A 22,468-nucleotide genomic window follows, 5' to 3' on the forward strand; every position below is an offset into this window, starting at 1 on the left:
GGTGATTTCTTGAGAAGGTACAGATGAGCCAGACTTTGAGGCAACGGATTGCGGAATGGATTGAGAGCCCGATGGTGCAGAACTTCATCATCGGCGTCATCATTTTTAACGCCATCACGCTGGGCCTGGAAACGTCCACTGCCATCATGCGAACCGCCGGTGGCCTGTTGCGCGCCATCGAGCAGATTGTATTGGTGATCTTTGTCATCGAGATTCTGCTCAAGCTGTTTGCGCATGGCCCACGCTTTTTCCGCAGCGGCTGGAACGTATTCGATTTTATTATTGTGGGTATTGCGCTGGTGCCATCATCAGGCCCATTCGCGATTCTGCGGGCATTGCGTATTCTGCGAGTGCTGCGCCTGCTCACCAAAATTAAACGCCTGCGCATGATCATCGAATCACTGCTGGCTGCCTTGCCCAGTATCGGCTGGATCGTGTTTCTTTTGGGTATGGTGTTCTACATATTTGCCGTCATGGGAACACAGCTCTTCGCCTCCGCGTTCCCGGATGACTTTGGCACTCTGGGGCGCACGCTGTACACGTTGTTTCAGGTGATGACGCTGGAGAGCTGGTCGGAAGGTGTGTCACGGCCAGTGATGGCGGTTTACCCCTACGCCTGGATCTACTTCATCAGCTTTGTTTTGGTCACCGCCTTCGTGGTACTGAACCTGTTTATCGGTATCATCGTCAGCACCATGCAGGAGCGTCACTTCGAGGATGAGTCACAGCGTCAGGCCGAACAGGACGAACGTGCCCATGTCGAACGCGAGGAAATGCTGCGCCTGATTCGGGAGCTCAATGAAAAGATGGATCGCTTGCAGCGCTGACCCGGCCAACGCTGCAGACTGACTGTTCTATCTCGCCAACTTAAATGCCAGTATTACATAAATGCGTCAGGCGACTTGGCTTTCATACGGGCGTCTTCCTTGCTGACCACACCGGCCTGAACCAGCTCTTTCAAATGCTGGTCCAGCGTTTTCATGCCAGCATTGGAGCCAGTCTGAATCGCTGAATACATCTGCGCTACCTTGTCTTCACGAATCAGGTTGCGGATCGCCGGTGTACCCATCATGATTTCATGCGCGGCCACCCGGCCACCACCCACCTTTTTCAGCAGCGTCTGTGAAATGACAGCCTGCAGTGACTCCGACAGCATGGAACGGACCATGCTTTTTTCCGCCGCCGGAAACACATCGATAATACGGTCAATGGTTTTAGCCGCCGATGTGGTGTGCAGCGTCGCAAACACCAGGTGACCGGTTTCTGCCGCCGTCAACGCCAGTCGAATCGTTTCCAGATCACGCAGCTCACCAACCAGGATGATATCCGGATCCTCTCGCAGCGCCGACCGCAATGCATGACTGAATCCTTTGGTGTCGCGGTGTACTTCACGCTGGTTCACCAGACATTTTTTGCTCTGGTGAACAAATTCGATGGGGTCCTCAATGGTCAGGATGTGCTCATAACGGGTGTCATTGATGTAGTCCATCATCGCCGCCAGTGTTGTACTTTTACCTGAACCGGTGGGCCCGGTGACCACCACCAGCCCGCGCGCCAGGTTGGCGATCTGCTCAAATATTTTGCCCATGGACAATTGCGACATGGTCAGGACTTCAGACGGGACGGTGCGGAATACCGCCGCAGCCCCACGGTTCTGATTAAACGCGTTTACCCGGAAACGTGCCAGCCCGGGGATTTCGAAGGAAAAGTCGGTTTCCAGAAACTCTTCATAATCCTTGCGCTGCTTGTCCGTCATGATTTCGTAGATCAGCCCGTGCACCGTTTTGTGATCCATTTCCGCAGCATCAATACGTCTGATGTCGCCGTCTACGCGGATGACAGGTGGCATACCTGCCGTCAGGTGAAGGTCGGAAGCACCGTTCTGCACGGCAAAGGTCAGTAATTTGGTGATATCCATAAAATCTCTCTGTCTCTTTATGTTTCTCTGATCCGCTTTCGTGGTTTTATCGCTAACTGTTGTTTTATCACTAACTATAGCATCCCTGCCTCGGCTGATTTCACTGAAAACATGAAACTGACAATTTTTTTCCCATTCTCGGGAATAAACACTGAGGTGTCGCCGTTGAAGGACTGACAGCCAATCAAAAAGGAGATTTTGACAATGAACAAGATCACAATGACACAGATATTCAAACCATCCATGCTGGCACTGGCTTGCGCCATGGCAATCTCGCCCCTGTCGCTGGCTCAGCAGCAGTCTTCCGGTGATGCCGATGTTCAGGCTCAGAGCCGTGTTTCAGCCAATGTTGAAACCAATGCGTCTGTCGACTCACAGGCTCGTGCCGGTGACAATACAGAGGTGTCCATGCAGGAAGATGCCAACATGGAAGCCAACGTGGATCAGCAGACAGATCTGAGTGTGTCTGTATCAAGCGCCGTTGCTGAAGCCCGTGAGAACGGTGAGTCAGTTTCCAATGCAGCCATCAGTGCCGCAGCACAAGCTGGTGCCGAAGCTGAGGCAGCGATGACACAGGCAATGGAACAGGCACGCGCCAACGGTGAGTCGATGGCCGATGCAGCCATAACCGCCAGCGCCGAGATTTCAGCACAGGCACGTGCTGAAGCCCGTGACAATGCCGCCGAAGCTCAGGCCACGGCACGCCTGGCCGGGCAGGCAGCGACAAATGCGGCGACCAATGCCGCCAATGAAGCACGCAATGCCAGTCAGCGGGCTGCTGCTGAAGTATCCTCAACCGTCGATGTGACCGGCCGTGCTGCCGCTGATGCCGCACGTGAAGCGCGTGACTCGGTACAGGAAAGTGCCCAGCAATCGGTTGGCGCTGAAGCGCGTCAGGAAGTTCGCGGTGACATCAGTGCCACCATCAACGAAGAAGTGTCATCGGAAACCGCTAGCAGCGTCCGCGACAGCGTTCGCGCTGACGTCCAGGGTGATGTCAGCCAGGAAGTGCGCAGCGATGTCACGGGTAACATTCAGGGAAGCGCGCAGGAAAGCGTTCGCGAGAATGTCCGTAACACTGTTCGCGACGATGTACGCGGTAACGTAAACTCCGAGGTAAGCGCAGAAGTCGCTGGCGAGGTCACCAGCTCAGTGCGCGATAATGTGCGCAACAGCATCACTGGCCAGTAAACGCTGCCAAACCATACGGTTTGTTATCTCGATGCTCAAGGACGAAGGTCGGCTCTGCGGAGACTGGCCTTCGTCGCTTGCTAGACGATGGACACAGCAGGGAACTATTCTAACGCTCATGGCGTAATCACACACATATCAGGGGAAGGATATGACAAGCAAATACCGGCATTTCAAAACCTCAGGCCGTTGCCACTGCGCTACCGGACTGCTACTTCTGGCCGCTGGCATTGGTTCCGGCATAACCTGGGCTCAGTCCGATGACGCTCTCACCTGGTCCGGCTCGCTGGAAGCCGGGGCCGAATACAACAGCAATGTCAGTGTCAGCGAACTGGAAAGCGCCACCGGCGAGGCCGACTCATCCGCCAACGTGGACGCAGGCATAAATGCCAACTGGCAGGCTTCCGAACGATTGTCCGTTGACGCCGGCTACAGTTTCAGTGGCCAGCGTTATCAGGACTTTGACGCCTTCGATCTCGACCTGCATCTGCTGTACGGCGACGTCAGTTACGAGTTCGATCAGTTCAGTGTCGGCACCAATTATTATCATGCGGATGCCAAACTGGGTGGCGATGATTTTCTGACCCTGAAACAGTATTCTTTCTATGCTGGCAAGCTGTTCGCAGACCAGTGGTTTGTGCGCGGCGCACTGAATTTTGCCGACAAGACATTCGACGATTTTGCACAACGGGATGCCGACACTGAAGGCCTGAGCCTGGACCTGTTCTGGTTCTTTAATGAGGGCAACAGCAATCTGGTACTGGGTTATGCCTTTGATGACGAGCAGGCACGTGAGCCCGCATTTTCATACGAAGCCGATACCGTACGACTGCGCTACACCCATGACTTTGTTTTGTTTGATAAGGAGACAGAGTTTGGTGTGGGCACACGCTTTCAGGACAGAAATTATCAGGCGGTGACACCCGGACTGGGAGCTCGTCGCGATGACCGTCAGCAGATTACTGATGCTCGACTGGAAATGTCATTGAACGAAGCTTTGGCAGCTGCCATTCAAGTTGAACGCGGCAATTATCAGTCGAACCTGGCGAGCGCCGACTACACGGAAAACCGGGTATCGGCAACCCTGATACTGAGTTTCTGACTCTCCTGAGCCACTTCAAGGATGCAACAGGCCGTGACCAAAAACAGGGTCATGGCCTGTTGTCCCCAGGTCCATCGCTGTTGCCATCAGTCGACGCCGGGCCTGTTCAGGACTGGACCCTGACGCCAGTTCACAGGCAAAAAAAGCACTGACAACCGGTGCAGCCATCGACGTCCCGGATTCACGCCCGAAACTGCCATCTCCCCGCGCTGTGGGCACCGAAACACCCAACGCAGCAAAATCCACATGATCGCCTTGCGCCGCCCAACGGTAAGCAGAGCGATCATCCGCCACGGCCGTTCCCGTCACCACGCCACTGTATGCTGCGGGGTACAACAGGGCCGCATGCGGCCCGGCATTGCCAGCGGCAGCCACCACGATTCTGTTCTGTGCCTGTGCTGCCATGATCACCTGCTCCAGCAGTCGGTTGGCGGGCCCGGCCAGACTCATGTTGATCACCCGTACCTGCTCCTGCCCCAGCATCCAGTTGATGGCCTCCAGCAAATGCACAACGGTAGCGCCCTGATGATAGACATCCTGTGAATAAACAACACTGGCATTGTAAATGGTTGCACCTGGCAACAAAGGCGCCAGGTCACCTCCATGGGCTCTACCATCACCTACCAGTACACCGGCGACGGCAGTGCCATGACCCGAACTCATATCAACCTTGTCCTGCAGAAATTGCCGACTGACAAACACAGACGCAGCATCGGAGGGCCTGGAGAATGCAGCATGATCGGTGTTGATCATCGAATCAATGACGCCAACCGACACCGGGTCTTCACACACCGCACGCATAGGCGTCGATAAACGATCGGCATTATCATCAACCCCATCATCCGCATGAGTATTGTCTGGCGGCTGGACAGACTGGGCAGAGTAAACGTGATTGCGATCAATGAGCTCACGCATCGTTTCAGGCACCAGCGCCAGCAATTGGTCATTGGTATCCAGATCCGGCGGCACCCGGAACCTCAGCACCACGCTGTCCAATGCATCCAGATCACTGGTTTGTGTCAGATAACGCATCAGCTCCGGCGCTTCGTCAATAAGCTGGTCACGCTGTGCCTCGCTCAGCATCATCACCCACTCGCGCTCAAGCGCGCGGATGTCTGGCGCGATCGCAACTTCGACAAACATTTCGCTGCCATCTGCACCTATAATGGGAAGACGGTCGGGTAAAGAGGCCATCGGGCTGGGTCCGGGAATGCGTTCGCGCACCAGCTGTGTTGCCTGTTGCGCTATCTCAGCGCCCGACTGGGTCACCGCTGGCAGCAGGCGTCCAGTGGCGACGTCGGATGCCCGTCCTGTCACGCTCTCGAGTTCCTGCTGAGTCCGCTCAAGTTGCTGCCCGGCGCGCTCAAGCTGCTGTGATGTGCGCTCAAGCTGTTGCTCCGTGCGCTCAAGCAGCTGTTCCTGCACACGCGATGTCTGTCCACCCTGCACCCGATCCAGCACCTGGTCCTGAACCTGCTCCTGCAACTGGTCTTGCGCAGCCTGCGCCTGGCCCTGAACGCGATCAATGGTCTGACTCTGCACGCGATCAATCGCCTGTTCCTGCGTTCTCTCGGCGGTCTGCTGCTGGGTCCTTTCCGCGGCCTGCTGCTGAGCTCTATCAGTCGCCTGCTCCTGGGCACGCTCTGCTGTACGTTCCAGCACCTGTTCCGTAGTCTGCGTCTGCACGCGATCCTCTGCCTGCTGCTGCACACGCTCACGCGCCTGTTCCAGTGCGCGGTCGGCGGCCTGTTGCTGTGCCTGCTCAGTCTGGCGATCAACAACATCCTGCACCGCATCGGGCACCAGCTGGGCCTTAGTCGCCATGGAAAGCAGCAACATAGCACTGCATAAACTTGTCAATCGCCGGTTAAATCTCATCAGAGTCCTGAAAATCAAAGGGTTACAGTCATTCTAACGGCTCAGGTCGAAAAAATATTCCACCTTCATGGAATATTTTAAATTACCATCCGTCAATGAGCTAAGGAAGGGGAAAAACAGGAAACCTATGACAGACCAGTTGATGGACATATTACCGGGCCTCAGACGATTTGCCTGGTCACTGACGCAGTCAGTACATGATGCCGACGACCTGTTGCAGGCAACCGTCGAGCGTTTATTGAAAAAAGGTGTCCCTGAAGGCGTGGAAGTTGCCCGATGGGCCTACACCGTGTGCCGAAACCTGTGGATCGATGAATATCGGTCGCGCCGCGTACGCAAGAGTGTCGATGTCGACACAGACCTGGCCGATGCAGGGCAGATTGACGGCGAAAACGATGTGCAGGCGCAGATGGAATTGAAGCAGGTCATGCAGATAATGCAGCAACTGCCGGAAGAACAGCGACTGACGTTGACCATGGTAACCGTTCAGGGGATGTCGTATCTGGATGTGGCAGAGGCACTGGAAATTCCTGTCGGCACGGTCATGAGCCGGCTGGCACGGGCACGCAGCAAGCTTGTAGAACTGGTAAATGCATAGCAATAGAAGTTTTGGAGCCTACGGGATGGTGGAGCATCAACATGAATATTAGCGACGAAAAACTGGGCGCATTTCTTGATCGGGAATTGCCCGACCACGAGATGAATGCAATCAATATTGCGGTTGCCAACGACAACACTCTGGCTGCACGCCTGGCTGCTCTGGCCAGTGCCGATGCTCTGCTTAAGCGCCACGCGTCAGCACTGGATTCACGGCCCATGCCGGACGGCGTGCTGACTCTGCTGCAGGCTGAGGCTGATGAAAGCGCATTATCTGCCACTGCAGCCCAGACACATAAGGATTCGGCAACAACCGACAACGTCGTGCCGATGTCACGCTGGCAGGAAAAACGCCAGTCAGCCGGACAATGGTTCAATCGGCACGTGGCACTGGCGGCCGGCATTGCACTGGTTGTAGGTTTCACCGGCGGTCAGTTCCTTGACGATGCCGATCGTGACGCTACAGGTTCAATGATGGCGATGACGCTGGACTCCGATGTAAGCAATGCATTGGACACTCAAGTCAGCGGCGAAGCCCTGATCATTGACGATGCCACGCGAATTCAGAGTCGCTTCAGTTTTGTTGATACCAATGCAAGACGTTGTCGTCAGTTCGTTCTGCAGCAAAATGGACATAGCAGCGAGAACATTGCCTGTCATACCCAGCAAGGCTGGGAACTGATCGCCAGTGTGGTTGCTACCGGAGCCAATGCCGGTGAGTACCAGACTGCCAGTGGCAACTCCATGCTCGACAGTGCGCTCGATGCCATGATGACCGGCAACGCATTGAGCCTGGACAAGGAAAATGAACTGATCTCACGTCAATGGCAGTAAGCGATTGCGCTATCTTTGACGCCACTTTTTGATACACCGCCAACAGGAGATACAGCATGAACAGGTTTAACCAACATGGATTCACGTCTGACAATCATCATACCCGCGGCATGATGGCACTGGTCGCCGTCGTGCTGTTCAGTGTTTTGACTGCGTGCGCCTCCCAGCCGGAGTATCGCGCGGCTGACGGACGCGGCTACGGCTACACCGAGCAACAACTGAGCAGCGATCAATACCGCGTCAATTTCAAGGCCCGTGGTGACGATACCGGTCTGGCGATGGACTACGCCATGCTGCGCGCCAGCGAACTGACCATGGAAAAAGGCTACGACTGGTTTGATGTGGCTTCGCGCGACACTCTGGTGGATCGCGAACGTGTCAATTCGGGTGTCGCAGTCGGCACCGGTGTTACCTACACCACGGTGCAGGACTGTGGCCTGCTCACCTGTCGCACCTACCAGCGCCCGAGCCAGTCTTACCATACCGGTATGCACCTGGGCGATGAACGCAGCGATGTAGAAGTCATCATGGAGATTCGTATGGGCAACGGCATTCGTCCCAGCGGTGAACAGAACTACGATGCACGTGAAGTGTATGAAAACCTGAAGCCGGAAACCGAATAAACGCACAAAGGGCGGACCCTGGTTTGCCCGACTAAAGCAATTTCCCGGTTTGCCTCTGGCGGACGGTGTCGGTACCTCGCGGGCCGACACCTCCTCCCCTTCCTTCTGCCGCCAGAGGTATTTATTCACATTGCAACCACGGCTTGCCAGCGAACCCCGTGTCCGCAAACGGAACCCCTGCCCACAAAAAAAACCAAAGTCCCAGCCATGATATGATGGTCTCAGATTTCCATCAGGTCCGGCTCACCATGACCCAGAAGCAACCACACCACAGTATCGCGGACAACTACCAGCAGGTACTCGCCAGCATCCGGTCTCAGGAAGATCGATTCCATCGCCCTGCTGACAGCGTCCACTTGCTGACTGTCAGCAAAACCCACGATGCCGACAAAGTGCGGCAGGCATATGTCGCCGGTGCGCGGGACTTCGGTGAAAATTATGTGCAGGAGGCGCTGGACAAGATTACGGCACTGGCACAATCACCCCAGCCCCTGAACGACGCCACCTGGCACTTTATTGGCCCGATTCAGTCCAACAAAACGCGGGACATTGCCGGAGAGTTTGCCTGGGTACACAGTGTCGACAGACTAAAAATCGCGCAACGCCTGAATGATCAACGCCCTGACAACCTTCCACCACTGAATGTCTGCGTCCAGGTCAATCTCTCCAACGAAGACAGTAAATCAGGCGTTCCATTGGATGCAGCGGAGTCACTCTGCGCCAGCATCGCTGCGATGCCCCGCTTGCAACTCCGAGGTCTGATGGCCATACCTGCCCCCTGCGCTGAGCATGAACAGCAACGTAAAGCGTTTCAGCCACTGCATGCAGCGTTTAAAGAATTGCAGCAACGCCACCCAACCATGGACACATTATCGATTGGCATGAGCAATGATTTTGCTGCCGCGATTGCAGAAGGTTCCACCATGATCCGGGTCGGCACCGCCATTTTTGGCGCCCGCAGCTAATTTGGCGCCCGCAGCTAATTTGGAGCCCGCGCCTAAGCCGCCTTCGACACGCGCACCAGATCAATCAGGTCATTCACAGTGTCCACCTGAAACAATGCGTGCTCGGGTATCTCGACACCAAAATGCACTTCAATTTCGAACACAATCTGGATCATTTTCAGAGAATCGATCATCAGCGAACTGACCGTGGTGTCTGCCTCAATGGCGTGAACCTCGGCGGCCGGCTCAATGCAGTCACGAATGATTGTTACGATTCTGTTTTCCATCTCTGGTCTCTCCTTTGGGTAACGCTTCCTTCCGTTTCTGTGGATCACCGCCTGTCGCGCGCACTCGCACGCTACTTTCCCCGTACCGGCAACAGTCGCAACAACATTGAGCCATCCAGCAAAGCATCTGCGCAGCTCTGTCTGTGTACGATACCGCTGACGGCAGAGAACAGACTTCCCGGGCGCAGTATGATGACCCGGTCAAGCCGGCACCCGGTATGACGCTGCACTTGTTCTATCATCGTCGGCACCACGCCCTGCCAATGCTCGGCAAGTTGTTTGCTGGCACACTCTGCCAGCAGAACCGTCTGCTCTATTTCGTCAATACGAAGTGCCACGCAACGACTCAGACCCCGCTCACCAAACACCTGCAATATGAACGCTTCAATATCTTCAGCCTGAAAGGTACGGCCCGAGACTGTAAAGCGATGATTGATACGGCCGGTGCAGCACAACTCATTATCGATGTGAATCCAGCGACTTCCCGTCATCGTTGCCCGCAGACCCCGCGTATCAGACACACCCAGCGCAAGATAGGCAATGTCGTTCTTTACCAGCGTTTTGAAACCCAGGCGGCCAGCCAGATAGCTGCCAGCGCCGGACAAACCGAGACAGCAGAATAGTTTGTCGGCGGAAATACCGTTATTGCCGTACTGGTCAATAAAATGGGAAATCAAAGCAGGCGTAATAGACCGCTCACCGCTGACGCAGATCATGCGTATTGCTGACAGGTCAGGTTGTACATTTCCGGTAAGCTCGCCATTTCTTGCCGCAAGAGTCAGGACAGCCACCGGCGCACTGACAATGGTGCAGGAAAACGTCGATGCTGCCATCACCCAACTGGCGGCATCAGCCAAGGCCAGTTCGATCGGCAACAACAACGACGGCAACCGAGCCTGCAGCGGCACCAGTATGTGCAATGCCAGGGCAAGCCCGTCAGCCAGATCCAGGCAGGTCAACAACCGGTCATCCGTGTTTAGTGACAACGCCTGTACCAGGCCTTCGGCGCTACGCAGCATGTCCGCGTGTGACAGGGAGACCAGCGGTAGCTCCTCGTCACTGGCAACGCCGGGATAAAGCACTGCGACTTCCGTGTCGGATATAGTCGGTAGCTCGCCCTGTATATGTTGCAGCGTATCCGTGGCCAGGTATTCCAGCTGATGCCGGGCATCAATGAAGCGGGGGTTTGTTCGGCAGCGCCCGGCCCTAAACTGCGTGAGCACGTCCTGATTACCGACCACGATCCGCAAACCGGTTCTGGCAATGATGCTGGAAATATTGGCCATGCCCAGCCGGGCGTGAAACGTCACCGGTACACATGGGCAACCGGCCAGCATGGCACCAAACACCGTTTCCAGAAAGGCCGGCCCATAGGAATTCAGGACCATCACCGGCTCACCCGACAGATTGCGTGCACACAGATTGCCCGCGATCTTTTGCGCCGCAAGCAACAGCTGCCGGCAAGTCAGCACATCGGTTTTATCCTGGCCAGAAAGCAGAAATGTGTACAGTGGCAGATCCGGCTGTTCCCGGGCCAACGTAACCAGCAATGACACAATGCTGTCGCGGTGGTGCGTCAAACTCATGCCAACTCCCTGGCGTTGAAATTTGTTTTGTCGCTGTGCTAGTGATTTTGCAACAGTGTTAAAAGTCTAGTTCACGATTCTGCCGTGTTCCACTTTTTATGACATACTGCCTGTCAACGCATCCGACCATACCCAGGCAGCCAAGCACAGACAAACGGAGCCATATGAAAAAAATAATTGCCACCGCCATCATCGTGTTCATTCTGGCGATTGCTTTCGCCAATGGCGTCACGCCGTCTTATGTTGTCAATGCCCCGGGTGTTGCCACCGGCATCGGCGCAAAGCTGTTGTGCAGTTCACGATTTGTCAGTGGGCTGTCGCCGGAACAGTCATTTGACGACCTGGTTCAGTACTCATCGATTCTGCAATACCTGGACGTAAGTTATGACGATGCCAACCAGGAGGTCACTACCTCACTGTTTGGCATGGCAACAAAAACCGCCAGTTATCAGCCCGGCCTGGGCTGTTACACCGAACACGACGGCTTTGATGAACGCAGCACCGCTGACATCCAGCCCATGCCAGTATTCAACAGCCGCTGGCCGCATGGGACGCGCGTGGAAACCATTGATGCGCAGATGCAGCGCACACTGGATGCCATGGTGGCGGAAGATAATAACAACGGACTCGATACCCGGGCACTGCTGGTCGTCAAAGACGGCGATATCGTTGCCGAAAGTTACGCCCAGGGCGCGGGTCCGGACACTCCCCTGCTGGGCTGGTCCATGGCCAAAAGCCTGACCTCGGTCATGCTGGGCAACCTCGCCTACCAGGACCAGCTTGATGTTGATGAACAGCTGGATTTTGCCAGCTGGAGCGAAGACAAGCGCGCCGACATCCGCATTCGCGATCTGTTGACGATGACCGATGGCCTGGATTTTTCCGAACAATATAACCCTGGCGATGACGCCACCGCGATGCTGTTTACCGAGCCTTCTGCATCCGGCTATGCCATTGCCAGGCCTGCTCTGCATGCGCCGGGCACACGCTTCAACTACAGTTCCGGCACAGCCAATATTCTGTCCCGAATCTACTTTAATCGCACCGGTGGCACCCTCGCGTCCAGCCTGGCAGAATACCGGGCGCATATTGCTGGTCCACTCAGTTTCCAGCACGCCGTGTTTGAGCCGGATGCGCGCGGCGTTCTGGTCGGCAGTTCGTATCTGTACGCGTCAGCGCGAGACTGGGCGCGACTGGGACAAATGATGCTGCAGGGGGGCGTTCTTAATGGTCAGCGTATTGTCAGTGAGGACTGGGTTGAGCAATCGACGCGGCCGAACAATTCGGGCAATCACAAGGCATACGGCTATCAGTGGTGGCTGAACACCGGTGACGCGGCGCCACGCTGGCCGGACCTGCCCGCAGACGCATACGCTGCACAAGGCAACCGGCAGCAGAGCCTGACTGTCATTCCATCAGAAAACGTGGTGATTGTGCGGCTGGGGTGGACATCCGGTCGTTACCCGGCGAATGAACGTTTTGCGGAAATCGTCGGGGCGCTGCGGTAGCGCCCCGACCGGGAGCGAGATTACTTGGTCAGGCAGAACACGGTGAGTTTGTTACCGTCCAGATCCCTGAAATAACCGGCATAGAAGCCGTCATCACCGCGGGGGCCAGCAGCGCCCTCGTCCTGCGCGTTCAGTTCCAGCGCCTTTTTGTAAACGCGATCGACTGTCTCCGCACTGTCGGCGGCCAGCGCCACCATGACGCCGTTACCGACAGTTGCCGGCTCGCCGTCATAGGGTTTGATGATTGCCATCATCGGCTGCCCGGGATTGTTACCCCAGGCAATAAAGGTCTCCATTTCCATAAAACGTTTGCCACCCAGCTCTGCCAGAAGAGCATCGTAGAATGCGGCCGCACGCGGCATGTCGTTAGTCCCTACACACACATATCCAATCATGGTTTACCCCAAAAGGTGTTATAAAAAATCAGTGCTTGTACGACAATCCACAATGCGCGCAGGTGCGGCGAAGCGGATTGAGGAAGTACTTTTTCACAAAAAACGCCTGGTGGCAACGCGGGCAGCGACGCACCGACATGTTAATGCCAAAACCGGCATACAGCGCCATGTAGGCAAGCATCAGCCAGGTAATATCCTGGCCCTGACCGACCAGACGGGCGACGGTATACACATAAATCGGAAAGGTCAGAAAACACACCATCAGGCGATTTCTGGATATGCGGATTTTATTCAGCGTTTCGTTAAACGCATCCTCGGACGGGGCTGTCATAAACCATGCTCTCGACAGTGAATCATGGCCGATACACTACCATGAAGCCGGTACTCATGCATTGTCAGCGGTAAAACTGATGACCTCCCCGATGTGAGCTGCGCCCGCGGCCAGCATCACCAGACGGTCGAAACCCAGCGCCACGCCAGCACATTCAGGCAGGCCATGCTGCAGCGCCGCCAGTAGACGCGCATCCACACCCCTGGCAGACAAACCCGCCGCTTGCCGCTGCCGATTATCGCTTGCAAAGCGACGGGCCTGCTCGACACTGTCAGTCAGTTCCAGATAACCATTGGCCAACTCCATGCCGCTAACAAAGAGCTCAAAGCGACGGGCGACAGCATTGCCGTCGGCATCGCAGGTCACCTGCGCCAGCGCTGCCTGACTGGCGGGAAAATCAACTACAAAAACAGCCTGCCGCAACTGCGGCTCAATAACACAGGACATCAACAGGTGCAGGCAATCGTCCCGATCAAGCGCCATATCACCCAGGTCGGTGTGCTGGCGAGCACACGCGAACAACTCATCGTCACTGGCAGTGAAAGGATCCAGCGCCAGCATGTCCTGAAACAACGTGCGGTAGCGAATGCGGGGAATATCAGCATCCGTAGCTGGCAGACAGACTGCCAGCAGGTCGGCGATTTCTGTCATCAACTGGTGATCATCGAAACCCGGTCGGTACCATTCCAGCATGGTGAATTCGGGATTGTGACGCTGACCGGTTTCATCACGTCGAAATGCCTTGCCCAACTGATAAATGGAACCGCTGCCGGCGGCCAGCAGTCGCTTCATGGCAAACTCGGGGGACGTCTGCAGATAACGCCACTGACCCGGCGCCAGTTCCAGCGTCAGCGCCTCAAGATGCGGATCGGTGCCGGTGGCGTGGCACATCAGCGGCGTTTCCACTTCAAGCACGTCACGCCCGGCAAAGAACTGACGGGTACGCGCCAGCAGCTCAGCACGCAGACGCAGGTTGGCAAGCGTGGCATCAGGCCGCCATGGCAGGACATCGGACATAAGCAGCTTCCTGGCTGGCATCGCGCGAATGCCGGAGCGGGTTTTATCTGACCCGGTTCTGGTATTCGCCGGTGCGCGTATCCACCTTCAGCACATCACCAATATTGACAAACAGAGGCACTTTAACCACGGCGCCTGATGCCAGTGTTGCGGGTTTGCTGCCGCCCTGAGCCGTATCGCCTTTGAGGCCGGGGTCAGTTTCCACCACTTCAATTTCAACAAAATTGGGCGGGCTGACGTTGATCGGGTTGCCGTTATAAAGCGTGACCAGATACACGTCTTCTTCTTTCAGCCAGTTCAGCGCATCGGCAATGGCGGCCTTGTCCGCACCGAACTGTTCAAAGCTGCCATCAGTCTTCATGAAATGCCAGAACTGGCCATCGGTATACAGATAGGACATATCCGTTTCCATGACATCGGCCGCTTCCAGTGATTCACCGGATTTAAACGTACGCTCCCACACCCGGCCATTGAGCAGATTTCGCAATTTCACGCGATTAAAGGCCTGGCCTTTGCCGGGTTTAACAAACTCGTTGTCCAGAATGCTGCAGGGATCTCCCTCCAGTAGTACCTTGAGGCCAGGTTTGAACTCATTGGTAGAAAATGTCGCCATTGTTCCCTCTCAATTTTAGCCATTCGGTTTTGCGGCTTTTGGTTTAATGCCTTTTAGTTTAGGCCTTGGTAATGCCTGACAGGCGGTTTAACATGGCCAGCATGTTATATGCCTGTGTGTACCTTCAAGCGGATAAATGTATTCGATGTCTTCTCTAGTGCTGGCCCAGCGCCACCCTGATGGCAGCGCGCGGCGCTGGCAACAGGAACTGTCCAACCTGATCACAGAACCGGAGGAACTGCTGCAACTGCTGGGGCTCAGCCCCGATGATGTCAGCATTCCGGCTGACGTCCTGCACGCATTCCCACTCAAGGTGCCCCGGCCGTTTGTCGCCAGGATGCGGCCCGGGGATCCGCGAGATCCGCTGTTACTGCAGATACTGCCAACGGCCCAGGAAAGTGATGATACCCCCGGATACGGCTTCGATCCACTTTCGGAGGCCGATTTTAACCCGCAACCGGGCATTCTGCACAAATACCAGGGCCGCATCCTGATGCTCGCCGCCCCGCACTGCGCGGTACACTGCCGTTATTGTTTCCGTCGACACTTCCCCTATCAGGACAAAGTCCCCGCACGCCAGGTGTGGGAGCAGAGCCTGCAATGGCTGGCGGAGCAGCCGCAGATCAGCGAAGTCATCTACAGTGGCGGTGATCCACTGGCTGCCAGCGACAAACATCTGGCCTGGCTGACAAATCGTATTTCAGAAATCCCACACATCGGCCGATTACGTATACATACGCGCACACCCGTGCTGGTACCTGCGCGCGTGGACGAACAGTTGACGGCATGGCTAAGTGGCAGTCGCTTGCAGAAAGTCATGGTCATTCACTGCAATCATGCCAATGAAATCGATGCTGATGTGATTGCGGCCATGCAGCGGCTGCGTGCGGCCGGTGTCACATTGCTGAACCAGAGTGTGCTGCTGAAAGGGATCAATGATTCTGTGCAGGACCTGGCGGATCTGAGTGAAGCCCTGTTTGCTGCCGGAGTGCTGCCGTATTACCTGCATGCACTGGACAAAGTACAGGGCGTCGCACATTTTGACGTCAATGAAGATAAGGCCATGAATTTGATAATGGAATTAAAACAGCGCCTTCCCGGTTACCTGGTCCCCAGGCTGGTGAGGGAAATACCCGGCGAATCGTCTAAAACCGGACTACTATAAAGCTATGGATCTTACGGTTACGCATAACATTCTGGTCAATCATTGCCCATCCGGCAAAGCCGACAAGATCATTGGCCTGCTGCGCCGTGCCGGACTGGGTGTGCGGGTGCGCGAATTTGAAGGCAACCATCTGCCAGACTGTGTTCCGGGCTGTGACAGCCATGACCTGATCCTGTTATTCGCCGATGTTCCAGGCCAGGCCAATGAAACCCTGCTACGCCAGTTGCAGTCATCACGCCGCGACATACCCTGCCTGCTGATCTGCCGCGCCCCGGCCCGCTGGCTGCCGCTGCTGAATCTGGGGGCTGCCGGCCTGATCAATGACACGTTGCTGGATTCGGCTGCCGGTCAGGTTGAATTTGTCTATCGCATCAAGCGGGAGCTGGAACAACTGAAACTGCGACGCGAAGCCAGGCGCGCCAACAGCAGCCTCCGCGAACTGCATCAGCGACTGCAGAGTTTCATGGACGCCACCTCCGAGGCCATCGCCTGCCTGCAGGACGGCCTGCATCAATATGCCAATCAGGGCTGGCTGACGTTTTTTGGCTTTCCCAGTCAAGCAGCCCTGCACGCCGTACCCTTCATGGACCTGGTTGCTGACGAAGATTTGGAAAAAGTACGCGATTTCCTGCGCCACCGTCTGGATGCCGGACAACAGCGCTGCGAATTTACCGCCCTGCGCCGCGACGGTAGTGAAATACGCGCCACGCTGGACAGCTCCGCCATCACCATCAATGGCGACAACAGCCTGCAGGTGCTGATCCAGCCGGCCAAAGGCAATTCCGTTCACCACAACGCCATCAGTGCCGCGCGCAGCAAAGACCTGCAAAGCGGGCTGCTTAACGAATCCGGCCTGGAACGGCTGCTGAACCAGGCCATCAGCAGCGCGGTATACCAGGGCCGCTTCAGCGCCGTGATTATGCTGAGTGCCGCCAATCTGTCCGACATCGCCGTGGTCCTGGGCAGAACCGATATGTATCTGCTGCTGAGCGAAATAGCGTCACTGCTGGCATCGGCCTGTCCGACACAGGCAGTCCTGGGTCGGCTTGATGCCGGTGATTTTATTGTGCTGATGCCGGATGCCGATACCGAAAGCTGCCAGCAGCTGCTTGCCCGACTGGACAACCAGCGTAATCTGCTGGCGGGTCTGGCGCCCGATGGCACCGAATTACAGTTCAGCATCGGCGCCGCCATGATCACGGATGAAGCCCCGGATGTTGATACGCTGCTGATCCGCGCCCGCCAGCACCAGACGCTGCGGCAGTATCAACACGCCAATGCATCCTCCGCCGGAGAAACCGGCGCCACGATGACGCTGTTGCGCCAGGCGCTGAGTGAAGACTCACTGCTGCTGGTATATCAACCCACAGTCAGCCTGAAAGTCGATGCCAGCGAATACTATGAGGTCAGAGTAAGATTGCCGATGGCAGACCGCATCATTTACCCGGGTGAGTTCCTGGATGCCGCCAACCAGCACGGCTATGGCGAACGCATCGATCGTTATGTCATCAGCCATGCGCTGCGTGCGATTGCCGGGCACAACAACGCGAAGCTACGTCTGACCATCAACCTGACCCCTAATTCACTGCTTAGCCAGACACTGCTGGTCTGGTTGACGCAGGAGCTGCGACGACACAAACAAAGCCCTCGCCAGCTTATTCTGCAGATCAGTGAGATGGATGTAGTCAGTGCGCCGGTCGAAGCACGACGATTCTGTCTGCAGGTGCGCGAGCTTGGCTTCGAACTGGCGCTGACGCACTTTGGCTGCAGCCTGGACCCATTCCGGGTTCTGGGACAGGTGCAGGCCGACTATGTGAAACTGGATCGCTCACTGTTGCATCAGGTTGAGCTGGATGCCGATCAGCGCGAACGATTACACGACGTGGTCAGCACCCTGCATGCGCAGGGCGTCAGGGTGATTGCACCGATGGTTGAAGATATCGAAGTGTTGCCGTTGCTGTGGCAGTGCAATGTCAATTTTGTGCAGGGCAACTGTCTGCAGCAACCTGAGCAGAGCATGGAGTTTGGCCTGTTCAAGACAGAAGAGATCAGCCTCGACTCGGTAGGCTGATCTCTTAAACCGGATTAACCGGCAACGTCTACCCGGTCAACATTCTGGAAACCACGTGGCAGTTTATTACCCCGGCGGCCACGCTCTCCGTGATAATGAGCCAGGTCTGCCGCTTTCAGGGTCAGGTGCCGCCTTCCGGCAAACACGGTGACCGCGCCCTCGGCCGGCAACACAGTCATCGACACCACAAACTCCAGCCGATCGGCCACCCGGCCAGACGGAATGCCAATAATCTTGTTGCCCTTGCCGCGCGCCAGCACCGGCAATTCGGCAACCGGGAAGCACAACATACGCCCCTCATTGGTCACGGCCACCAGCAAATCTGTTTCCGGATTCTGAATCAGTGTCGGCGTCAATACCCGCGCCCCCTTGGGCAGGCTCAATACTGATTTACCCGCCTTGTTCTTGCTCTGCAGATCACCGACATTGGCAACAAAGCCATAACCGGCGTCACTGGCCATCAGCACCGGCTGCTTGTCATCCGCCAGCAACACACCTTCAAACGATGCACCCGACGGAGGCGCCAGGCGTCCCGTTAAAGGTTCACCCTGCCCGCGCGCCGACGGCAGCGTATGCGTCTGCACACTGTACGCTCGCCCAGTCGAATCCAGGAATACGGCGGACTGGTTGCTCTTGCCTTTGGCAGCAATTTTGAAGCTGTCACCGGACTTGTACTGCAGCGCTTCAGGGTCAACCTCGTGACCTTTGGCCGAGCGCACCCAGCCACTTTTCGACAACACAACTGTCACCGGTTCCGAGGAAATCAGTTCAACTTCGCTGAAGGCCTGTGCTTCCGAGCGCTGCACCAGTGGCGAGCGCCGGTCATCACCATACTGCTCCGCATCGGCGATCAGTTCTTTCTTGATCAGCGTTTTCAGTTTGCGCTCGGAACCCAGCAACGCTTCCAGTGAGGCGCGTTCCTTGGCCAGCTCATCCTGCTCGCCGCGAATCTTCATTTCTTCCAGCTTGGCCAGATGACGCAGTTTCAGCTCCAGGATGGACTCGGCCTGCACGTCGTCGATGCCGAAACGCTCCATCAGCACCGGCTTGGGTTTGTCTTCCGTGCGGATGATGTGAATCACTTCGTCAATGTTCAGGAACGCCACCAGCAGGCCTTCCAGAATATGCAGACGGTCGAGCACTTTCTGCAGGCGATACTGCAGGCGACGGCGTACGGTTTCGGTCCGGAACGACAACCACTCACTCAGAATGACACGCAGGTCTTTCACCTGTGGTCGGCCATTGGTGCCAATCATGTTGAAATTGACGCGGTAACTTTTTTCCAGATCTGTGGTGGCAAACAGATGCAGCATGGTTTCATCGGCATCAATCCGATTCGAACGCGGCACGATGACAATGCGGGTGGGGTTTTCGTGATCAGACTCGTCACGTAGATCCACCACCATAGGTAGTTTCTTTTTCTGCATCTGCGCGGCAATCTGCTCCAGCACTTTGGCGCCGGACACCTGATAAGGCAACGCAGTGATGACAATATCACCGTCTTCCACTTTATAGACAGCCCGTGCCTTAACCGAACCGCGACCGGTTTCATACATAGTGCGCAGATCGGCAGCCGGCGTGATGATTTCCGCTTCAGTGGGATAGTCCGGGCCTTTGACGTGCATCAGCAGATCGGCCAACACGGCCTTGGGCTCGTCCAGAAGATGCACGCAGGCACTGACCACTTCGCGCATGTTGTGTGGCGGAATATCGGTGGCCATACCTACCGCGATGCCACTGCCGCCATTAAGCAGCACGTTGGGCACGCGCGCAGGCAACAGCGCCGGTTCATCCATGGTGCCGTCAAAATTGGGTTTCCACTCCACTGTGCCCTGACCCAGTTCGGACAGCAACAGCTCGGCGTATTTCTGCAATTTGGACTCGGTGTAACGCATGGCAGCGAAGGACTTGGGATCATCCGGCGAACCCCAGTTGCCCTGTCCATCGACCAGCGGATAGCGATAGCTGAACGGCTGCGCCATCAATACCATGGCCTCGTAACAGGCAGAATCACCGTGCGGATGAAACTTACCGATGACATCACCGATGGTCCGCGCTGACTTCTTGAACTTGGACGAGGCTTTTAAGCCCAGCTCCGACATGGCATAAACAATGCGCCGTTGCACCGGCTTGAGGCCGTCGCCAATATAGGGCAGCGCGCGATCGTTGATCACGTACATGGAGTAGTTCAGGTAGGCCTGACGGGTATAGCTGCTGAGCGCAATCTGCTCAGTGCCGTCGGCGTTTATGGTGATGTTCATGGTCATACGCTAAAGTATATCTCTGACTAAGGGAAACGGATGTGGTGTTATAGCACATTCGGCCGGGGCATCTGTAGTGTCCCGGCGCCGGACAGGCTTGCGTATCCCCGTCTACAGCCGTACACTACTGTTTATTTATACAGTATTGGTAATGCCTTGTCTTCTTTTTCTGATCCAGAATCGCCCGCCGCCTCTCGTGCCATCAAAGGACGTGGCGCCCTTAGCAATCTGCAAGGCCGCTTCGAGCACCAGTTGCGCGAGGACTTCCATGATGGTTGGAGTGATGGTTGGAGTGATGGCTGGAGTGATGGCAGGAACGGCGCGGAAAATGAGGCTAGTGCACCTCGCACCCAAATCACCGAAGAAATCGCGCACAGCATCCTGACCCGCAACCAGTCACCGGACATTCCGTTTAACGTGTCGCTGAACCCTTATCGCGGCTGCGAGCATGGCTGTGTTTACTGTTTTGCCCGGCCGACACACAGTTATCTGGAACTGTCGCCGGGGCTGGATTTCGAAACACGACTGTTCGCCAAGATCAATGCTGCCGAGCTGCTGCGACGCGAACTGGCAAGCCCTTCCTGGCGTCCGGAGGGCATTGCCCTGGGCGTTAACACCGACGCTTATCAACCCTGTGAACGCAAACTGGGCATCACCCGCCAGGTTCTGGAAGTCATGCAGGAATGCGGGCAGCCGGTGGGCCTGATCACCAAATCGGCACTGATTGAACGTGACATTGACATCCTGGCGGCGATGGCCAAAAAACGCCAGGTGACCGTGACCATCACCATTACCTCCCTGGACCATGCGCTGTCACGCAAACTGGAACCGCGCGCAGCCTCGCCGACCCGGCGCATCAAAACCGTGGCCCGGCTGGCCGAAGCCGGTATCCCGGTAGGTGTAAACGTAGCGCCCATCATACCGTTTATCACCGACCAGGATTTTGAACAGGTGCTGTATGCCGCGGCGGACGCCGGCGCCACGTCCGCCGGCTATATTGTGCTGCGCCTGCCCTGGGAGGTGAACCCGCTGTTTCAGCAATGGCTGCACATGCATTTCCCGGATCGCCTGGAACGGGTCATGGGGCGGCTGCGCGATATGCGCGGTGGCAAGGACTACGATGCCAGTTACGGCACGCGAATGCGTGGCGAAGGCGTCTGGGCGGAACTGATCCGACAGCGGTATGATGTCGCCATGCGTCGAAGTGGCCTGGCAAGCCGGCGACAGGACTATGCCGAGCTGGACGCCAGCGGATTTACCCGCCCGCGCTACATTCCCGCTGCTGCCGCCAAAACCGATGGTTCGCCGCACCAACAGGATATGTTTTAATGCCCGAACAGAGACTCAAGGACCCACACTCATGCGACTTATTTCCTGGAATGTAAATGGCATTCGCGCTGCCATCAAAAAAGATTTTCTTAGCAAGCTGCCAGAATTGAATCCAGACGTGTTGTGCCTGCAGGAAACCAAGGCGCAGGATGATCAGGTGATGACCGCGCTGGGCGATGACCACGGCTACCAGGCGCTACCGCATTCGGCGGTTAGGCCGGGCTATTCCGGTACAGCCATACTAAGCCGGCAGAAACCGTTATCAGTCGACTTTGGCCTGGATATCGAGCAGCACGACCAGGAAGGCCGGGTGATTACTGCCGAATTTGATGACTTTTACCTGGTGACGGTTTACACACCCAATTCCGGCAGCGAACTGAAACGCCTGGCGTACCGCGAACAGTGGGACCGGGATTTCCAGAAACATGTTGAACAGCTGGAGATAAAAAAACCAGTCATCATCTGCGGCGACTTGAACGTCTGTCACCAGCCCATCGACATCGCCAGGCCAGATGCAAATTACAACAAAAGTGCCGGGTATACCCAAATAGAAATTGATGGCATCAGCAACCTGCTCAAGGCCGGTTACATCGACAGTTTCCGTCATCTTTATCCGGATACCGTGAAGTACAGCTGGTGGAGTATGCGCGGTGGTGCCCGTGCCCGGAACGTGGGCTGGCGGCTGGATTACTTTCTGGTGTCGGAAAAACTGGCGAGCAGAATCAAAAGCGCCGAGATCCTCAATGACGTGTTTGGCTCGGATCACTGCCCAGTGGTGCTGGAGATCGACTGATCTGTTGCCAAAAATCAGTAGCCCA

21 protein-coding genes are annotated in these 22,468 nt (G+C 56.2%); 12 read left to right on the forward strand and 9 right to left on the reverse strand.

Annotated elements, in window-relative coordinates; all coding sequences use genetic code 11:
* Window positions 1–23: 23 nt before the first annotated feature.
* Window positions 24–827, forward strand: coding sequence for an ion transporter (locus PHACT_RS07235; RefSeq protein WP_070116565.1), 804 nt, complete (start codon window positions 24–26; stop codon window positions 825–827).
* A gap of 53 nt (window positions 828–880) precedes the next feature.
* Here the strand turns inward: PHACT_RS07235 and PHACT_RS07240 are convergent, their stop codons facing one another.
* Entirely contained in the window at window positions 881–1,918 is a 1,038-nt protein-coding gene (locus PHACT_RS07240; protein WP_070116566.1) for a type IV pilus twitching motility protein PilT, read from the reverse strand.
* A gap of 204 nt (window positions 1,919–2,122) precedes the next feature.
* Between PHACT_RS07240 and PHACT_RS07250 the strand changes: the two genes are divergently transcribed.
* Both PHACT_RS07250 and PHACT_RS07255 read left to right on the forward strand, forming a co-directional pair.
* A complete protein-coding gene (locus tag PHACT_RS07250) occupies window positions 2,123–3,109 on the forward strand; it encodes a hypothetical protein (protein ID WP_139141466.1) in 987 nt (328 codons plus the stop codon).
* 151 nt (window positions 3,110–3,260) lie between these two features.
* A complete protein-coding gene (locus PHACT_RS07255) occupies window positions 3,261–4,211 on the forward strand; it encodes a porin family protein (protein ID WP_070116569.1) in 951 nt (316 codons plus the stop codon).
* A gap of 15 nt (window positions 4,212–4,226) precedes the next feature.
* Here PHACT_RS07255 and PHACT_RS07260 read toward each other — a convergent pair whose 3' ends face one another.
* Window positions 4,227–6,035 carry a S8 family serine peptidase gene (locus tag PHACT_RS07260; protein ID WP_139141467.1) on the reverse strand — a complete coding sequence of 603 codons (1,809 nt, stop codon included), beginning with the start codon at window positions 6,033–6,035 and terminating at the stop codon, window positions 4,227–4,229.
* A gap of 181 nt (window positions 6,036–6,216) precedes the next feature.
* On the opposite strand from PHACT_RS07260, the gene PHACT_RS07265 reads away from it, so the two are divergent.
* The 4 genes from PHACT_RS07265 to PHACT_RS07280 all read left to right on the forward strand — a co-directional run bounded on the left by PHACT_RS07265 (window position 6,217) and on the right by PHACT_RS07280 (window position 9,108).
* Complete coding sequence (locus tag PHACT_RS07265; protein ID WP_070116571.1) at window positions 6,217–6,687, forward strand: RNA polymerase sigma factor; 471 nt, start codon at window positions 6,217–6,219, stop codon at window positions 6,685–6,687.
* A gap of 41 nt (window positions 6,688–6,728) precedes the next feature.
* Window positions 6,729–7,520, forward strand: coding sequence for a hypothetical protein (locus tag PHACT_RS07270; RefSeq protein ID WP_070116572.1), 792 nt, complete (start codon window positions 6,729–6,731; stop codon window positions 7,518–7,520).
* 56 nt (window positions 7,521–7,576) lie between these two features.
* On the forward strand, window positions 7,577–8,143 hold the full coding sequence (locus tag PHACT_RS07275) for a CC0125/CC1285 family lipoprotein (RefSeq protein WP_245730625.1): 567 nt from the start codon (window positions 7,577–7,579) through the stop codon (window positions 8,141–8,143).
* Between the two features lie 248 nt (window positions 8,144–8,391).
* Window positions 8,392–9,108 carry a YggS family pyridoxal phosphate-dependent enzyme gene (locus tag PHACT_RS07280; protein ID WP_070118218.1) on the forward strand — a complete coding sequence of 239 codons (717 nt, stop codon included), beginning with the start codon at window positions 8,392–8,394 and terminating at the stop codon, window positions 9,106–9,108.
* A 32-nt stretch (window positions 9,109–9,140) separates the two neighbouring features.
* Here the strand turns inward: PHACT_RS07280 and PHACT_RS07285 are convergent, their stop codons facing one another.
* Entirely contained in the window at window positions 9,141–9,374 is a 234-nt protein-coding gene (locus tag PHACT_RS07285; protein ID WP_070116573.1) for an acyl carrier protein, read from the reverse strand.
* A 71-nt stretch (window positions 9,375–9,445) separates the two neighbouring features.
* On the reverse strand, window positions 9,446–10,960 hold the full coding sequence (locus tag PHACT_RS07290) for an AMP-binding protein (protein WP_070116574.1): 1,515 nt from the start codon (window positions 10,958–10,960) through the stop codon (window positions 9,446–9,448).
* Between the two features lie 164 nt (window positions 10,961–11,124).
* On the opposite strand from PHACT_RS07290, the gene PHACT_RS07295 reads away from it, so the two are divergent.
* The gene (locus tag PHACT_RS07295) at window positions 11,125–12,468 is read left to right on the forward strand and encodes a serine hydrolase domain-containing protein (RefSeq protein WP_070116575.1); all 1,344 of its coding nucleotides are present in this window, start codon (window positions 11,125–11,127) and stop codon (window positions 12,466–12,468) included.
* Between the two features lie 20 nt (window positions 12,469–12,488).
* On the opposite strand, the gene PHACT_RS07300 is transcribed toward PHACT_RS07295, so the two are convergent.
* Genes PHACT_RS07300 through efp form a run of 4 tightly spaced genes read right to left on the reverse strand, consistent with a single transcriptional unit; the run spans window position 12,489 to window position 14,824 of the window.
* Entirely contained in the window at window positions 12,489–12,863 is a 375-nt protein-coding gene (locus PHACT_RS07300; protein ID WP_070116576.1) for a VOC family protein, read from the reverse strand.
* A gap of 28 nt (window positions 12,864–12,891) precedes the next feature.
* Window positions 12,892–13,194 carry a hypothetical protein gene (locus PHACT_RS07305; RefSeq protein WP_070116577.1) on the reverse strand — a complete coding sequence of 101 codons (303 nt, stop codon included), beginning with the start codon at window positions 13,192–13,194 and terminating at the stop codon, window positions 12,892–12,894.
* Window positions 13,195–13,248: 54 nt separating this feature from the next.
* Window positions 13,249–14,211: an EF-P lysine aminoacylase EpmA gene (gene epmA, locus PHACT_RS07310; RefSeq protein ID WP_070116578.1), complete on the reverse strand. Its 963-nt coding sequence runs from the start codon at window positions 14,209–14,211 to the stop codon at window positions 13,249–13,251.
* 43 nt (window positions 14,212–14,254) lie between these two features.
* Entirely contained in the window at window positions 14,255–14,824 is a 570-nt protein-coding gene (gene efp, locus PHACT_RS07315; protein WP_070116579.1) for an elongation factor P, read from the reverse strand.
* Window positions 14,825–14,960: 136 nt separating this feature from the next.
* Between efp and epmB the strand changes: the two genes are divergently transcribed.
* Window positions 14,961–15,989 carry an EF-P beta-lysylation protein EpmB gene (gene epmB, locus PHACT_RS07320; protein WP_245730627.1) on the forward strand — a complete coding sequence of 343 codons (1,029 nt, stop codon included), beginning with the start codon at window positions 14,961–14,963 and terminating at the stop codon, window positions 15,987–15,989.
* Window positions 15,990–15,993: 4 nt separating this feature from the next.
* Window positions 15,994–18,060 carry an EAL domain-containing protein gene (locus PHACT_RS07325; protein ID WP_070116580.1) on the forward strand — a complete coding sequence of 689 codons (2,067 nt, stop codon included), beginning with the start codon at window positions 15,994–15,996 and terminating at the stop codon, window positions 18,058–18,060.
* 14 nt (window positions 18,061–18,074) lie between these two features.
* On the opposite strand, the gene parC is transcribed toward PHACT_RS07325, so the two are convergent.
* Window positions 18,075–20,327 (reverse strand): DNA topoisomerase IV subunit A, encoded by a 2,253-nt coding sequence (gene parC / locus PHACT_RS07330; RefSeq protein WP_070116581.1) that lies wholly within the window; start codon window positions 20,325–20,327, stop codon window positions 18,075–18,077.
* A gap of 150 nt (window positions 20,328–20,477) precedes the next feature.
* Between parC and PHACT_RS07335 the strand changes: the two genes are divergently transcribed.
* Both PHACT_RS07335 and PHACT_RS07340 read left to right on the forward strand, forming a co-directional pair.
* Window positions 20,478–21,650 (forward strand): PA0069 family radical SAM protein, encoded by a 1,173-nt coding sequence (locus PHACT_RS07335; protein ID WP_245730629.1) that lies wholly within the window; start codon window positions 20,478–20,480, stop codon window positions 21,648–21,650.
* A 31-nt stretch (window positions 21,651–21,681) separates the two neighbouring features.
* Window positions 21,682–22,443, forward strand: coding sequence for an exodeoxyribonuclease III (locus PHACT_RS07340; protein ID WP_070116582.1), 762 nt, complete (start codon window positions 21,682–21,684; stop codon window positions 22,441–22,443).
* Window positions 22,444–22,468 lie beyond the last annotated feature (25 nt).

The organism is Pseudohongiella acticola (assembly GCF_001758195.1).
Lineage (GTDB): Bacteria > Pseudomonadota > Gammaproteobacteria > Pseudomonadales > Pseudohongiellaceae > Pseudohongiella > Pseudohongiella acticola.

What these genes read in the sequence shown, in the direction of transcription:
- PHACT_RS07280 (WP_070118218.1), top strand. Translation starts at nt 8,392, where the DNA reads ATGACCCAGAAGCAACCACACCACAGTATCGCGGACAACTACCAGCAG.
- PHACT_RS07290 (WP_070116574.1), bottom strand. Translation starts at nt 10,960, where the DNA reads ATGAGTTTGACGCACCACCGCGACAGCATTGTGTCATTGCTGGTTACG.
- PHACT_RS07285 (WP_070116573.1), bottom strand. Translation starts at nt 9,374, where the DNA reads ATGGAAAACAGAATCGTAACAATCATTCGTGACTGCATTGAGCCGGCC.
- PHACT_RS07275 (WP_245730625.1), top strand. Translation starts at nt 7,577, where the DNA reads ATGAACAGGTTTAACCAACATGGATTCACGTCTGACAATCATCATACC.
- epmA (WP_070116578.1), bottom strand. Translation starts at nt 14,211, where the DNA reads ATGTCCGATGTCCTGCCATGGCGGCCTGATGCCACGCTTGCCAACCTG.
- PHACT_RS07250 (WP_139141466.1), top strand. Translation starts at nt 2,123, where the DNA reads ATGAACAAGATCACAATGACACAGATATTCAAACCATCCATGCTGGCA.
- PHACT_RS07305 (WP_070116577.1), bottom strand. Translation starts at nt 13,194, where the DNA reads ATGACAGCCCCGTCCGAGGATGCGTTTAACGAAACGCTGAATAAAATC.
- PHACT_RS07265 (WP_070116571.1), top strand. Translation starts at nt 6,217, where the DNA reads ATGACAGACCAGTTGATGGACATATTACCGGGCCTCAGACGATTTGCC.
- PHACT_RS07300 (WP_070116576.1), bottom strand. Translation starts at nt 12,863, where the DNA reads ATGATTGGATATGTGTGTGTAGGGACTAACGACATGCCGCGTGCGGCC.
- efp (WP_070116579.1), bottom strand. Translation starts at nt 14,824, where the DNA reads ATGGCGACATTTTCTACCAATGAGTTCAAACCTGGCCTCAAGGTACTA.
- parC (WP_070116581.1), bottom strand. Translation starts at nt 20,327, where the DNA reads ATGACCATGAACATCACCATAAACGCCGACGGCACTGAGCAGATTGCG.
- PHACT_RS07235 (WP_070116565.1), top strand. Translation starts at nt 24, where the DNA reads ATGAGCCAGACTTTGAGGCAACGGATTGCGGAATGGATTGAGAGCCCG.
- PHACT_RS07340 (WP_070116582.1), top strand. Translation starts at nt 21,682, where the DNA reads ATGCGACTTATTTCCTGGAATGTAAATGGCATTCGCGCTGCCATCAAA.
- PHACT_RS07255 (WP_070116569.1), top strand. Translation starts at nt 3,261, where the DNA reads ATGACAAGCAAATACCGGCATTTCAAAACCTCAGGCCGTTGCCACTGC.
- PHACT_RS07295 (WP_070116575.1), top strand. Translation starts at nt 11,125, where the DNA reads ATGAAAAAAATAATTGCCACCGCCATCATCGTGTTCATTCTGGCGATT.
- epmB (WP_245730627.1), top strand. Translation starts at nt 14,961, where the DNA reads ATGTATTCGATGTCTTCTCTAGTGCTGGCCCAGCGCCACCCTGATGGC.
- PHACT_RS07260 (WP_139141467.1), bottom strand. Translation starts at nt 6,035, where the DNA reads ATGGCGACTAAGGCCCAGCTGGTGCCCGATGCGGTGCAGGATGTTGTT.
- PHACT_RS07240 (WP_070116566.1), bottom strand. Translation starts at nt 1,918, where the DNA reads ATGGATATCACCAAATTACTGACCTTTGCCGTGCAGAACGGTGCTTCC.
- PHACT_RS07270 (WP_070116572.1), top strand. Translation starts at nt 6,729, where the DNA reads ATGAATATTAGCGACGAAAAACTGGGCGCATTTCTTGATCGGGAATTG.
- PHACT_RS07325 (WP_070116580.1), top strand. Translation starts at nt 15,994, where the DNA reads ATGGATCTTACGGTTACGCATAACATTCTGGTCAATCATTGCCCATCC.